Consider the following 13,766-nt stretch of genomic DNA (forward strand, 5'->3'; position numbering starts at 1 on the left):
GAGGTCGCTAAGGTAGGGTCGACGCCCGTGCGCCGTAACCGTCTCGCGGCGATCTTCCGAGCCCCAAAAGGAGGAAGGAATGAGGGATCTTCCAGGGCAGGTCGGAGCAGGCGGGTTGGCGCTCATCGTCGTCACTGCGCTGGCAGGCTGCGGGACATCCGCGAGGGAAGGCGACGATTCGGTCTTGCACGTGGACACCCTGCGCGGCGGACGGATCCTCGTCACCAACCCGGACCCCTTCGAGACGCCGCCCCCGCGACCGCAGTTGCGACCTCCGGCTCTCGTGGAGGACCTGCGCATCGGGTCCGTCGATGACCCCTGTTCGTCCTTCGGCGAGGCGTTCTCGATCGCTGTCGACGATGAGGACCGCATCTACGTCGCCGACCTCCAGTCGAGCGAGATCCGTGTATTCTCTCCGGAAGGGGCGTGCCTCAGGACCTTCGGAGGTGCGGGCGACGGACCCGGAGAGTTCTCCTGGCTCGCCGGCATCGCCTGGCAGAGGCCTGGTCTCCTCTGGGCAATGGACGCGATCAAGTTACGCCTGACCGTATTCGATTCTCTCGGGAATGCACTGGAGACCCACCGGTTCGGCCACCCTATGGGCGCCAGCCTACCCTGGCCGATGTGGGTGGCCGCGGATACGACGCTGCACATCTCGAATCCGGGCGCGGGCACCATCGAGAAGTACGGTTCCGGCCCGGGACTCACGGTCCTGGGCGCTTTCAGGAAACCGACGGTCGAGTACGATTATTACGCTCCGTCTGCACGCACCTCCGGAGACGGTCGAGTGACACTGCAGGAGCTGTCAACCGTCCCGCATTCGCCCGAGATCGTGTTCACCGTAGATCATGAAGGAGAGGTATGGCTCGCCAACCAGGCCGCCTTTGACCTGCACGAGGTCAGCTATGCCGGAGATACGGTCCGTACGGTGCGACTGCGACGGCCCCCGCCCAGTCTGGAGGGCCGTGAGCGCGACAGCCTCGCAGCCGCCACGGGTCTCGACGCGCGGCGGCTGCCCGAATACAAGACGGTTCTCGAGGCCGTGAACGTGGGTGCCGACGGCTGGATTTGGGTCACCGGGGACGAGCGCACGATAGAAGCATGGGACGTCTTCAACGCGAACGGTGTCTATCAGGGCGTTGTCGTCCCCCCGGTCCCCATCGAACGGAAGCCCTTCCCTGTCTACGGGGCAGGCACGATCACCGGAGTCACGAGGGGCGAGCTGGACGTGGAGTACGTGGTGCGTCTGCGCGTGGTGCGGTGAAGACCGCCGTCCGACACCCGCTTCAGCTCTAGCGGAAGCGGATGCCGATGCCGAACTGGGCCTGCCACTGGGAGGCGCCGATCTGCGGCAGGTAGGGCACCGAGGCGCGGACGCCCCCCGTGTCGCTCGTCTGTAGCGGCCCGGCGTAGCGGGCGCGGAGCGGATCGTCCGGCTCGGGCACCATGTTCTGAAGGTCGAAGTCGTCCTCGATCCGGTCCTCGACGGTTAGCAACTGCACGACGGGGTTCACGGTGTGGACGTGTCCCCAGTCGCGGTTCACGAGGTTGAGGACGTTGAGCACGTCCAGCGTCACCGAGATCTCCGCGCCCCCCACCCGGACGGGCTGGCTGAAGCGGAAGTCCAGCTGGTGTGACCACGGCGTCCGGCACGCGTTGCGGTGCAGGATGCGCAGCCGGTTCTCCTGGAGGCAGGGTTCCTGCGCCACGAGTTGCTCGAACAGGATGCCGCTGACGGGCGTCCGTCCTCCGCCGGGGAAGTCGAAGGCCCCCCCGCTCACGAAGATGAGGTCGTTCGCGAGGTCGAGTGCGCGCCCGAATCCGGGGTAGGTGTCTCCGTTGATGTCGTCCGCATACACGTAGGAGTACGGCCGCCCCGATTGTCCTATATAGAGCAGGGACAGGCGGCCGCCTCCGATCAGCTCCGGAAGGGCGGCCGTCGCGCTTGCCACGAGACGATGGGGCCGGTCGAACAGCGAAGCCTGCCGCTGGGGATCGTTCGGGTCGCCCTCGACCGCGGTGTACCCGAAGTTCGCGATCGCATCGAGCGAGGAGAGGCTGCGCACGTCGGCGGAACGGTTGAAGGCGTAACCGACGTCTGCGGACAGCCGCTCGCCGAACTGCTTCCGGAGCCGCGCGCTGAGGGCATACGAGAAGTTCAGGGCCCGGTCGCCGATCTTGATGACCTGTCCGAAGCGCGGGTCCACGCGGATGGGAAGAAAGATCGGTTCGCGCGCGCCCGGCGGCTCGCCCGGCGGCGGATCGACGAACTGGCTCCCGGCGCCAGGGTTGGCGAAGGTCTCGCGCGTCCCGTAACCGAACCCGTACGTGAACCCGTTTTCTTCCGTCCGGTCACCCGCGGGAAAGGCGGGTCCGATGTTCATGTCCTGGAACGCGATCTGGTTCACGGCCCGCGTGTAGATGCCTTCGACCGAGAGCACGAACCCTCCGGGCAGACGCTGGTCGACCGCGAGCGAGACCTTGAAGTCGCGCGGAAAGCGGAAGTCGGGATCGAACAGGGTGACGATGGGGACCGCGGACTCGCCGCCGGTGCCGTCCGCGCAGAGGGCCGGAGGTGGGGCGAGAGGATTGAAGGTGGGGACGATCTCCGGGTCTGGAACCCCGAGGTTCCGCCGTCGGCAGGTCAGGAAGACGGACGACAGACCCGTGTTCTGGTAGGCGTTCGCGAGCCATGCGAAGGGCGGTCGGCCGGTGAACAGCCCGGCTCCCCCGCGGATCTGCGTCGTGCGGTCCTCCCCGAGGCCGAGGTTGAAGCCCGCCCGCGGGGAGAAGAGGACGGTCCCCCCGGGAAGGTCGCTCGTGCTGAATCCGAACGAACTCTCCACGTCCGGGTTGTGTGCCGGCACGTCGGGCATCAGCGGCACGTCCATCCGCAGGCCGACCCGGACGTTCAACCGCTCCCCGATCCGGGCCTCCTCCTGCACGAAGGCCGACAGTTGGTGGACGCTGAAGTCCGAGGTGCCGGCGTCCTCCGAGAGCGGCACATGGACGACGTATTCCGAGGGGGTGTTCGCCTCCAGGTCGTCCGCCGAGCGGAAGTAGTAGCTGCCGAGGCTGCCCGGCAGATACTCGCGCTGGATGGAGAAGCGCTCGAACGCGGCCCCGAGCGTCAAATGATGGTCTCCGAGCGAAAGCGTGAGCGCGTTGGTGAGCTGCAGGATGTTCTGGTCGAGTTCGCCGTCCGGCCCGGAGTAGTTGGACCCGGCCCGCAACGCGCGCCGGAATCCCGCCCCCGGCACCCCTGCCTGGAGGTCGACCTCGACGCGGGGATAGAGAGAGTTCGCGGTTTCGCGGTCGCGCAGGAACTGCACGTTCACCATGAGGTCGTTCGAGAGCCGTGGACTGAGCGTCGCGAGCCACTGCGCCCCGAACGACTGGTTGCGCGAATCGATCTCCCGTCCGGTGGACGACATCTCGTATGCGTCGCCGGGGAGGCGGTTCGTGGCCGGATCGTCCGCCGCGTAGGCGAGGTTGTAGCGGAACATGAGGGAGTGGTCCGCGTTGGGTCGGGCGTCGATGCGGGCGAACAGGTTCGCGAGGTTGTTCTCCAGCGTGTACAACCCGGGCTCGCCCGCATCCACGCCGTAGCCCGAGAGGATGCTCGCCACGCGGCCGACCGAGTCGGGGTCGAGCTTCGTGCGAACGATCTCGTCGATGCCCACTGTGAAGCCATCAGGCGGCCGCGTCCGGCTCTCGAGTTCGCCCGCGACGAAGAAGTGGAGGCGGTCGCGCACGATCGGCCCTCCGAGATCGAAGCCCGCGAACGCATTCTCCAGATCCCCCGGCGCGCGCGGGAGCCCGCCGATGACCGCGTCGCCGACGAGCGCGTCGTTGCGGAAGAAGCCGAACGCGGAGCCGCGGAACTCGTTGCCGCCCGTGCGCGTGACCGCGTTGAGGACGCCGCCGGTGAACCCGGACTGCCGCACGTCGTACGGTGCGGTGAGGACCTGCAGTTCCTCGATCGCCGCGAGGGGGATGACACGCCCCCGCGCCTGTCCGCCGGCCACCCCGGTGGGCGAGAGGCCGAATACGTCCTGGTTGAGGGCGCCGTCCACCTGGATGTTGTTGAAGCGGATGTTCGACCCGGCCACGGAGGTCCCCATCTCGTCCACCGCCACGAGCGGTGAGAGCCGGGCGAACCCTGTGAAGTCGCGCGAGAGGGTGGGGAGTGCCTCCAGCGTCTCGCGGTCGACCACGGTCGTCGAACCCATCCGGGTGGGGTCGAACTCCGGGTCCGTCTCGACGCGTACGGACAGCTCCTGCACGGGAACCGCCGTCTCGGAGAGTCGGACGTCGAGCCGCAGGCGCTGCCCGGCGCTGAGCGTCAGATCCTCGCGCGTCACGGGATTCAGCCCGATGCGCGTGACCTCGAGCGTGTACGGTCCACCGGGCCGAAGGTTGGCGATGCTGAAACGTCCGGCCTCATCGGTGAGGATCGTATGAGTGGCGCCGGTCTGGGTGTGGAGGAACTCGACTCGGGCTCCGGCCACCGGGGCTCCGTCGGCGTCGAGCACGCGTCCGGCCACGCCGGCCGTAGTAACCCCTTGGGCCAGGACAGAGGGCGCTTGGACGCCGAGGCCCACCAGACCCACGACGAGGCCTGCCAATGCAGCGCGGATAAGGCGACCCAAGGCGATCCTCCTCAAGTAGGATAATGCTTCCGAACAGAACCTATCGGAAACGGATGCCGATCCCGAACTGGGCCCGCCACTGGGAGGCGCCGAGCTGCGGCAGGCCAGGGAACCGCGGCCTTGACTCCCCCTATGGACAGGGCCCCTGCTAGGCACTCCCCCAAAGAACAACGCGTGAACGCCCGGCATTGGGGCAGCGGCTCCACGGAGCAGACTACCCGCACCGTCGGCTCGTCACCTATTGTCGGAGCCGTGAAGACCAAGAGCTCCACGCTGACGTTTCGCGCGATCCTGGGTCCCCGAGGCCTCGAGCGAGACCGGTCGGTCGAGATCGCTCCGGACGGGACGATCGAAGCGATCCGGGCGGTTCGCGCCGGCGGTGCCACCTACGACGGAGGGCTCGCGATCCCCGGCATGCCGAACGCGCACTCTCACATCTTCCAGTGCGCCCTGGCTGGCTTCGGCGAAGAGGCGCGGGGGGACGATTCCTTCTGGAGTTGGCGCCGAGCCATGTACCGACTGGCCGGTTCGATCACGCCGGAGCAGTTGTTCGACATCGCTCGGCACGGGTACGCCCGCATGCTGCGCGCGGGCTTCACCCACGTCGCGGAATTCCACTACCTGCATCACGGTCCGAGCGACGTGCGCGGGCCCGAGACGACGCAGGCCGTGCTCGCGGCGGCTGAGGAGGTCGGCCTCCCCGTCAGCCTGCTGCCCGTCTACTACCGGACCGCCGGGTTTGACGGGACGGTGGCTCACGCAGGGCAGCGCCGCTTCGCGCACGATTCGGTGGACGACTTCATGGCCACGGTCGAGGCACTGGGCGCCGCAGTGGCGGGCGTGGCGCCGCACTCGCTCCGGGCCGTGCCCTCAGCCGATCTGGTCGAACTCGTGGCGGGGGTCGACGCGACGCTGGGCCGCGCAGCGCCGCTACACATTCACATCAGCGAACAGGAACTCGAGGTCGAGGAATGTCTCGCGGCGCGGGGCCGTACGCCGATCGACCTGCTCGCGGACATGGTCGAACTGGGTCCGCGGTGGAGTCTCGTACACGCGACGCACGCCACGGAGGCGGAGCGTGCCCGGCTCCGGAGCGCGGGGGCGAGGGTCGTCCTGTGTCCGATCACCGAAGCACACCTGGGAGACGGGATCTTTCCGGCCCGCGAGCATTTTCGCGGCGGTGGCGCGGCCGCGGCGGGGTCCGACGCGAACGTCCGCATCTCCGCGATCGAGGAGGCGCGGCAACTCGAATACGGGCAGCGCCTGCGGGATCGGCGGCGTGCCCGGCTGGCCACGGAAGCGGGCGCGGGGCCGGTCGTCTGGTCGTGGCTTTCGCAGGGTGGCGGCGAGGCGGTGGCGGGCGGCCCCGCCCCTGCGGACGGCCGCCGGGCTCCCATGCGGCTTGGACGAATCGAACCGGGCTACCGGGCCGACTTCGTCGTCCTGGACAGGGAAGGCCCCCACACGTTGGGGCACGATTGGGAGACCCTCATGGACGCGTGGCTCGTGGCGGGCGACGAGCGCGACATAGAGGCCGTGTTCGTGGGAGGAGAGCGCCGCGTCGAGCGCGGATCGGTGGCTGGCGAGGCCGAGATCCGATCCGCGTTCGGGAGGGCGATGCGGGAGATCTGGCGGGCGACCTGATCCCGGCTCGTGCCGGGGCCGCCCGCCCCGCGCTCAGGCGGCTGCCCGCTCCAGTTCCATCGACCACCGGCCACGCGTCGCGAGGCCGTTCATGCGTGCCCGGTGCGCAAACGCGGCCCGGGCTGCCGCCCCGTTCTCCGCGCTGCCGCCCCAGGCCTGCAGTGGCGCGGCCTGCAGCGCCCGCCCGTATGAGAAGCTCAGATTCCAGGGCGTGTCATGGCCCGCGTTCATCGCGTTCAGGTGGGCCGTCGCCTCGATATCCGACTGTCCCCCGGACAGGAAGACGATGCTCGGGACCGCCGCCGGCACGGCCCGCTTCAGACAGCGGACCGTCTTCTCGGCGACCTCGTCGACCCCGGCCCGGTCCGCGCACAGCTTGCCCGAGAGGACCATGTTGGGCTTGAGTACCGAGCCCTCCAGCAGCACGCGCTGGTGGAAGAGGGCCATGTAGACCTGCTTGAGCGTGGCCTCCGTCACCTCGAAGCAGCGGTCGATATCGTGGTCGCCGTCCATCAGCACTTCCGGCTCCACGATCGGGACGAGCCCCTGCTCCTGGCTCAGCGCCGCCATGCGAGCTAGCGCATGGGCGTTCGCGCCGATGCAGTAGGCGCTCGGGATGGAGCGGTCCCCGCCCCGCCCGATGTCGATGACCGCGCGCCACTTCGTGAAGCGGGCCCCGAGTTCGTAGTACTCGGCCAGCCGCTCGCGCAGCCCATCGAGTCCTTCGGTCACCTTCTCGCCCGGCGCTCCCGCCAGAGGGTGCGCCCCCTTGTCGATCTTGATCCCCGGGATCGAGTCTGCATCGGAGAGCAGTTGGACGAGCGGCGTGCCGTCCGCGGCGGACTGCCGCAGCGTCTCATCGAAGAGGATGACGCCGGAGATGCAGTCGCTCAGTGCATCGCTCGTCCGGAAGAGCAGCTCGCGATAGTCGCGCCGGTTCTCCTCCGTCGACTCGACGCCGATACCATCGAAACGCTTCTTGATTGTGCCGGAGCTTTCGTCGGCCGCCAGGATCCCCTTGCCCTCGGCCCCGATGGCTTCCGCCACCTCCACGAGCTGCTGCGTCATGTCTCTCCTCCGCCCTCGTCCGGGGGACGATGGATCAGGTTGGATCTGCGGGATCGTCCTCGAGCGTCCAGATCACCGGCGTTACCGGCGAGGCCGCCTGGTTGAAGATCATCTTCACGATTATCGGTCCGGGCTCAGTCGTCTCCAGATGTTCCACCCTGAAGTCGTAGCAGCCCGCCTCGACCATAAAGTCCCGCTGGTCGCCGGGCTGGATGGTGCCCTCGATGGGGTGGTCCGTGTCGAAGAGGTCGTTGCCCCAGTCGGACGTCCCGCACGGACGCGCGAAGACGAATAGCACGGGCCCGAGCAGGCGGTTGACGACCCGCACGAGGGACGGGCTATCGAACATGGGCTCGGGGGTCACGGGGTCGCTGTCCCCGCAGGCCGCGAGCGACAACCCGATCGCAATGATGGCGATGACTGCGTACCGCTTCTGTTTCACGCACCACATCTTGCATTCCTCCATGGCCGCTGTGCTGGACGGCGCGGCGACTTGCGCGGGGTCCGCCCGCGATCCGCGCCCGCTCTCGGCCGGATGAATAGTACTTTGGGAAAGATACATCGGAGCCGGGTGCAGTCCACCCGACACATAGCGCGCGCTTCGCGCTGCACCGATCTTACATGAGAGAACGTTCGAACCCCTCCGTGAACGACACGGCTTAGCGACGTGAGCGACCTGACCGACAGGCCTGCCGTCTGGTTCCATACCTTCGGCTGCAAGGCGAACCAGTACGATACGGAACGGATCCGCCAGGAGCTGGAACTCCGCGGCGCGGACACGACGCTCCACGCGGCCGCGGCCGAGGTGGCCGTGATCAACACGTGCACCGTCACGAACCAGGCGGACGCGAACGCGCGGCGACTCGTTCGCCGGCTGCGCCGCCAACGTCCGGATCTCCGCATCGTCGTCGCCGGCTGCTCAACCTCCTTTCGTGAAGCCGAGTACCACGCGCTGAAGGAAGTGGATGGCGTGGTGCCCGGACACGATCCGGCCGCCGTCGCGCGACTCGTGCCGCAGTTGGGAGACGCTGCCGCGGGCGCTCGGGTCACAGCGGTCGGCGCGGACGCTCCGTTCGCCCCGCTGCAGCGGAACGCGCGCGGCACCCGGGCCTGGCTCAAGGTCCAGGACGGGTGTGACCGGAAGTGCTCGTTCTGCGCGACCCGGATCGCGCGCGGCGCCTCGGTCTCGCGCCCGGTCGACGAGGTCGTGGCCGAAGCCGCGATCCTAGCCCGCGCGCACCCGGAACTCGTGATCACCGGCATCCACATCGGCCACTACGGGAAGGATCTCGATCCCGGCTCCGGGTCCGCCGGCCCCGCCAGTCTCGCGACGCTGTGCGAACGGCTGCTCGAGGAGGTCCCCGCACGCATCCGCCTCTCCTCCATCGAGGCGACCGAGATCGACGACCGACTCGTCGATCTGCTTGCGGCATCGGAGGGACGCCTGGCGCCCCACCTGCACGTGCCGATGCAGAGCGGATCCGACCGCGTGCTTCGCCTCATGCGCCGCTGGCACACGCGGGAGGCCTATCGCGTCAGGGTGCTCACGATCGCCGAGCGACTGGGCGCCATCGGTTCCGGCGCGTTCGGCCTCGGCGCGGACATCATCGTCGGGTTCCCTGGAGAGGGGGAAGAGGAATTCGAGGAGACGCGCGCCCTCGTGGAGGAGTTGCCCTACACGTACCTGCACGTCTTCCCCTACTCGGTCCGGGATGGAACCGTGGCGGCAAGCCTTCCCGACGGGGTGCCCGGCGACGTGGCGGCAGCCCGCTCACGGACGCTGCGCGAACTCGCCCTCCGGAAAGGCCAGGCCTACAGGGAAACGCGGGTCGGGACCATGGCCGACATCGTCGTGGAGGGGCGGGACGACCGCGTCGCCGGCGTGACGGGCGACTACCTGCGGGTCGAACTCCTCGGCCGCGCGACCCCCGGCGCTCGCTTCTCCGCCCGCCTGCACGGCCGCGCCGGGCGGCTGACAGCCGAAGCCCCGGCGGCGGTGGCTGCGGTCTAGCAGCCCGTGGCAAAAGCCCCGCTGCGTTCGAGCGGCGCTGCATCTCGCCTGAACCGCTCCGCTCTGCGTCGCTCCTCGGTCAAATAGCGCTGCTATTCTCCCTCGTCGCTCCTCTCCCTAGAGGGCCCCCCGCCGAGCGCTTCACCGCTCTCGGCGCTGACGCGGGATTTTGCCACGGACTGCTAGCTCTCGGAGCGTCCGGGGGGGATGGTGCGCGGACTCACGAGCGACTCCCCGCCGTCGACGACGAGCACCGCGCCCGTGATCCAGTCGCCGCCCGGCGAGCACAGGAAGGTGATCATCTGCCCGATGTCGTGCGGGTGGCCCAGCCGCCCGGCGGGGATGAAGCGCTCGGCGAAACCGGCGCCGGAGCGAGCGCCGAACATGTCGACTTCCTCGCTCGGGGGCGCCTCGAACGCCTTCTTCACGCCCTCCGTGGGGATCGGACCCGGCGCGATCGAGTTCACGTTGATCCCGTCCCGCGCCCACTCGATGGCGAGCGTGCGGGTGAGGGCGTCGACCCCCGCCTTGGCCGCCGTCGCGTGGGCCATGAGCGGCCAGCCTCGGTAGTACAGCGTCATCGAGATCGACACGATGCGCCCGTACCCCTGCTCGACCATGACGGGGTAGACGGCGCGGCAGGCGTGGAAGGTGCCGAACAGGTCGATCTCCACCACGGCGCGCCAGCCGTTCGGCGACAGATCGGCCGTCGGCGCGTAGAAGTTGCCCGCCGCATTGTTCACGAGGATGTCGATGGACCCGAGCGCGTCTCGCGTCTCGCGCACCGCGCGTTCGAGCGCCGCCGGTTCGCGCACGTCCCCGACCGTCGGGAGCGTCCGCACGCCGTGGCTCGAGGCGAGGCGTTCCGCCGCCTGCGTCACCCGCTCCTCGTTGCGGCTGAATATGCCCACGGAGGCTCCGGCCGCTGCGAGGCACTCCGCGATCCCGTAGCCGATGCCGCTCCCGCCGCCCGTGATGAGCGCGGTGCGGCCCGAAAGGACATCCGGTGCGAAGAGCGCAGAGGCCCCGGGCTTCCCGTCCATGGCTTTCCTCCTAGCGGAACATGCTGCGGGCGACGAACCAGACGTTCGCCGGCCGTTCGGCGAGGCGGCGCATGTACCACGGGAACCACGCCCGCCCGTAGCTGATCAGCACCCGGAGCGGAGTTCCTTCGCGCACGAGCCTCCGCTGCTCGCGCCGCCCGATCCCGTACAGCATCTCGATCTCGAACCGGCTGCCGTCGAGGCCCGCGGCCCGCGCGTATTCGGAGAGCGGCTCGATCATCGCGGGATCGTGCGTCCCGAGGCCGATGAATCCATCCCCGCCGCCCCCGAGATGGTCCATGAGGCTCCGCGCGAGAGCCAGGTAGCTCTCGTCCACGTCCCGCTTGTCCGGGAAGGCGATCGCGGCCGGTTCCGCGTACGCCCCCTTCACCAGCCGGATGCAAGGGCCGAATTCCATGATCGATTCCAGGTCGTCCGCAGTCCGTCTCAGGTAGGACTGAATGCAGAGCCCGACATTCGCATGCCGGCGCCGGACCGTCCGGTAGAGCGAGAGGGTCGCGTCCAGGTAGGCGGACCCCTCCATGTCGATCCAGAGCGTGCCACCTGTCCCGGCGCGCGATGCCAACTCCGCGACGTTCTCGCACACGAGGTCGAAGTCCTGGTCCAGCCCGAGGTGCGTGGGCTTGATCGAGACCTCCAGATCGAGCCCCATCTCCTCCGCCAACTCCATCGAGCGCACGTACTCGGCGACGGATTCGCGGGTCTCCTCGGCGGTCTCGACGTTCTCGCCCAGCGTCGTGATGAGAGTGGGAATGCCTTCCGCGCGCAGCCGGTCAGCTTCGGCGAGCGCGTCCTCCAGCGTCTCGCCCGGCATGAACTTGCGGACGGCGCGCCGCACGAAGCGGCGTTGGGGGAGGCGCTGCGAGAGCCACGGGTTCGTGGAAGCCCACAGCAGCGCCTTCCGCATCGTCTCCATGCGCGGGCCGGTCCCTCCCCCGACTAGCTCCGCAGTCCGGACTCGCCCGAGTCGGAGACGTCGAACCCGATCCACATCCCCGTGACCGCGTGGGCCGGGACAGGGCAGACGAGCGCGTACTCGCCGGCCGCGGACGCCGTAAAGGTGATGCTCTCGGTACCCCCGCCGGGGGCCGTGGCCTCCGTCATCGAGGTCGCATTGGACGTGATGGCGCCATCGAACACGGGGGCCGCGTCGTCGAACATGGCCGGGTAGCTCGCCGCCTTCGCGAGGACGCTCACGCTGTGGTAGTTGACCGGGTCCCGGTTCTCGAAGTTGATCGTGACCGTGTATCCGACGGGCACGACGACGCTGGCTTCGCCGTTCGCGTAGCCATTGAAGTTCCAGCGGTTGTTCGCGTCGGTCGAGCCCGCGACGAGATCGATCGTGACCGTGCGCGCACCGTCATCCACCGAGATCCAGTCCGCGGCCATCGCGCCCGAAGAGGCCGTAGCCGCCTCCGTGGCGGGAGCGGGAGCGGGGGCCGGGGCGGGGGAGGGCTGGTCACCCTCGCCGCCGCCGCATCCGAAGAGGGCGAAGGCCCCCAGAATCAGTATCGTTGATCGCTTCATCATTTTATTCGCTCCGGAGTTCTTCCGTGATCGGATTCGTGAAACGTACGTCGGAGGTGCGTCCCCACGGGCCGGTAGCATTCCTGTGCCGGTCGTGTCGTGGGAAGCGCCCGGAATATACTGGATCTCGATCCCGGGGTCACGGTAGCGCGGGCCCGGAAGCGCGCGGCAACTGGCGCGAGCCCCTGGAGCGCCCCATACTAGCGCATTCAGGCGATTCCGGGGGATCCCCGTTCGATGGTCGCCACGACCCTTGCGCCGGCCCGACGTTCCGCAGGCGCGAGATCCGTTCTCCGACCGACAACCCCCCCGTTACCCGGCGCGGTCGTTTCGGCCCCGGGGAGTTCTCGAAGTCGCGAATCCCGTCCGGCTTCGCGGAGAATACAACAAAGAGTTGGTGCATTGACGAACAACAGTTCACAGCCCCGTGGCGGCTCCTCGAGCGGGGGTAAAGGGCAACCCGGCGGCAAAGGCCCACGCAGGGGCCCACCCAAAGGCCAGGCGAAGGGCCAGGCCAAGGGGCCGGGCGGGCGTGGCGGAAGGAGCCGGAACCGGCGGCGCCGTTCGCGCGGACGCCGCAACCGGGGAGGCCAGGGCTCCAAGCCGCAGGGCGGCGGCCAGCAGGGTGCGGTCGCCGAAGTTCCGGAGGGTCCGAAGGACGGCTACCTCGGACTCATCGAGCGGCTCGGCAACGGCACGGGCTTCATCCGCCGCCAGCACGCCGGGTACACGCCGAGCGACGAGGACATCTACGTGAGCCCGAAGATGGTCTCCCGCTACGATCTGCGGACGGGAGACGAGATCTGCGGCCAGGCCGGCCGGCCCCCGCGCCCCGGCAAGAGCCCCCCGCTCCGCCATCTCCACACCGTCAACGGCCAACCTCCGGACCAACTCGGACGGCGCCGACAGTTCGACCGCTTGAGCGCCATGCACCCCGATCGACGCCTGCGGCTGGAGTGCGGACTTGAGCGCCGAGGACAGCCCGACTACACGAACCGGATCATCGATCTCATCTGCCCCATGGGGATGGGTCAGCGGTCCCTCATCGTCGCGCCCTCCAAGGCAGGCAAGACGATGGTCCTTCAGTCCATCGCCGAGGGCATCTCGAAGAACCATCCGGATTCGAAAATCCTCATCCTCCTCGTCGACGAGCGTCCGGAGGAGGTGACGGAGATGGAGGCGACCGGTCTCGGCGAGGTCACGGCCTCGAGCTTCGACCACCGGGCGGAGCGTCATGTGCAGGTCGCCGAGATTACGCTCGAGCGCGCGCGTCGCCTCGCGGAGTTGGGGCAGGACGTTGTCCTCATCCTCGACTCCATCACGCGGCTCGCACGCGCCTACAACACAACGGAGGAGGGCAGCGGGCGCACGCTCACCGGCGGGATCGACGCGAATTCCCTCGAGAAGCCGAAGCGCTTCTTCGGCAGCGCGCGCTGCGTCCCGGAGAGCAAGGGCGGCGGATCGCTCACGATCATCGCGACGGCGCTCGTCGATACCGGCTCCCGCATGGACCAGGTGATCTTCGAGGAGTTCAAGGGGACGGGGAACAGCGAACTCGTCCTCGACCGGGATCTGTCGGACCGCCGGATCTTCCCGGCCATCGACCTCAACACGAGCGCGACGCGCCGCGAGGAACGTCTGATGAGCGACGACGAACTCCTCGTCGCACAGGCGATGCGGCGCGAACTGAGCACGTATCCGCCCGTCGAAGCGATGCAGGAAGTCCTCGGCCTCATGCGCCAGACCGACTCGAACGAGGAACTCGTCTCGAAGCTGCGCCAGCGAATCTAATGGGTAGCC

Annotated in this window: 10 protein-coding genes; 4 read left to right on the top strand and 6 right to left on the bottom strand. The window is 68.7% G+C overall.

The window, feature by feature from the left end:
• The first annotated feature begins 79 nt into the window (after positions 1 to 79).
• Entirely contained in the window at positions 80 to 1,264 is a 1,185-nt protein-coding gene (locus tag ACOOGH_RS16110) for a hypothetical protein (RefSeq protein ID WP_420449881.1), read from the top strand.
• Positions 1,265 to 1,292: 28 nt separating this feature from the next.
• Here the strand turns inward: ACOOGH_RS16110 and ACOOGH_RS16115 are convergent, their stop codons facing one another.
• Entirely contained in the window at positions 1,293 to 4,652 is a 3,360-nt protein-coding gene (locus ACOOGH_RS16115; RefSeq protein WP_420449882.1) for a TonB-dependent receptor, read from the bottom strand.
• Between the two features lie 252 nt (positions 4,653 to 4,904).
• Here ACOOGH_RS16115 and hutF point away from each other — a divergent pair, with 252 nt between their 5' ends.
• Positions 4,905 to 6,296, top strand: a complete 1,392-nt coding sequence (hutF, locus tag ACOOGH_RS16120) for a formimidoylglutamate deiminase (RefSeq protein ID WP_420449883.1) — start codon at positions 4,905 to 4,907, stop codon at positions 6,294 to 6,296.
• Between the two features lie 33 nt (positions 6,297 to 6,329).
• Here hutF and ACOOGH_RS16125 read toward each other — a convergent pair whose 3' ends face one another.
• Positions 6,330 to 7,364: a class I fructose-bisphosphate aldolase gene (locus tag ACOOGH_RS16125; RefSeq protein WP_420449884.1), complete on the bottom strand. Its 1,035-nt coding sequence runs from the start codon at positions 7,362 to 7,364 to the stop codon at positions 6,330 to 6,332.
• A gap of 34 nt (positions 7,365 to 7,398) precedes the next feature.
• Positions 7,399 to 7,806 (bottom strand): hypothetical protein, encoded by a 408-nt coding sequence (locus tag ACOOGH_RS16130; RefSeq protein WP_420449885.1) that lies wholly within the window; start codon positions 7,804 to 7,806, stop codon positions 7,399 to 7,401.
• 225 nt (positions 7,807 to 8,031) lie between these two features.
• Here ACOOGH_RS16130 and ACOOGH_RS16135 point away from each other — a divergent pair, with 225 nt between their 5' ends.
• Positions 8,032 to 9,375, top strand: coding sequence for a MiaB/RimO family radical SAM methylthiotransferase (locus ACOOGH_RS16135; RefSeq protein ID WP_420449886.1), 1,344 nt, complete (start codon positions 8,032 to 8,034; stop codon positions 9,373 to 9,375).
• Positions 9,376 to 9,557: 182 nt separating this feature from the next.
• Here ACOOGH_RS16135 and ACOOGH_RS16140 read toward each other — a convergent pair whose 3' ends face one another.
• The 3 genes from ACOOGH_RS16140 to ACOOGH_RS16150 are packed head-to-tail and all read right to left on the bottom strand — an operon-like array spanning position 9,558 to position 11,969.
• Positions 9,558 to 10,418, bottom strand: a complete 861-nt coding sequence (locus ACOOGH_RS16140) for an SDR family oxidoreductase (protein WP_420449887.1) — start codon at positions 10,416 to 10,418, stop codon at positions 9,558 to 9,560.
• 10 nt (positions 10,419 to 10,428) lie between these two features.
• Positions 10,429 to 11,355 (bottom strand): proline dehydrogenase family protein, encoded by a 927-nt coding sequence (locus ACOOGH_RS16145; RefSeq protein WP_420449888.1) that lies wholly within the window; start codon positions 11,353 to 11,355, stop codon positions 10,429 to 10,431.
• A 23-nt stretch (positions 11,356 to 11,378) separates the two neighbouring features.
• Positions 11,379 to 11,969, bottom strand: a complete 591-nt coding sequence (locus ACOOGH_RS16150) for a sulfocyanin-like copper-binding protein (protein WP_420449889.1) — start codon at positions 11,967 to 11,969, stop codon at positions 11,379 to 11,381.
• 399 nt (positions 11,970 to 12,368) lie between these two features.
• Here ACOOGH_RS16150 and rho point away from each other — a divergent pair, with 399 nt between their 5' ends.
• Positions 12,369 to 13,757, top strand: coding sequence for a transcription termination factor Rho (gene rho, locus ACOOGH_RS16155; protein WP_420449890.1), 1,389 nt, complete (start codon positions 12,369 to 12,371; stop codon positions 13,755 to 13,757).
• The last annotated feature ends 9 nt before the right edge of the window (positions 13,758 to 13,766 follow it).

Source organism: Candidatus Palauibacter sp., from assembly GCF_965213655.1.
Taxonomy (GTDB): Bacteria; Gemmatimonadota; Gemmatimonadetes; order Palauibacterales; family Palauibacteraceae; genus Palauibacter.

Bases quoted from the DNA above. Each gene is read 5' to 3' on its own strand.
- ACOOGH_RS16125 (WP_420449884.1), bottom strand. From the start codon at position 7,364: ATGACGCAGCAGCTCGTGGAGGTGGCGGAAGCCATCGGGGCCGAGGGC.
- ACOOGH_RS16110 (WP_420449881.1), top strand. From the start codon at position 80: ATGAGGGATCTTCCAGGGCAGGTCGGAGCAGGCGGGTTGGCGCTCATC.
- ACOOGH_RS16145 (WP_420449888.1), bottom strand. From the start codon at position 11,355: ATGGAGACGATGCGGAAGGCGCTGCTGTGGGCTTCCACGAACCCGTGG.
- ACOOGH_RS16140 (WP_420449887.1), bottom strand. From the start codon at position 10,418: ATGGACGGGAAGCCCGGGGCCTCTGCGCTCTTCGCACCGGATGTCCTT.
- ACOOGH_RS16150 (WP_420449889.1), bottom strand. From the start codon at position 11,969: ATGATGAAGCGATCAACGATACTGATTCTGGGGGCCTTCGCCCTCTTC.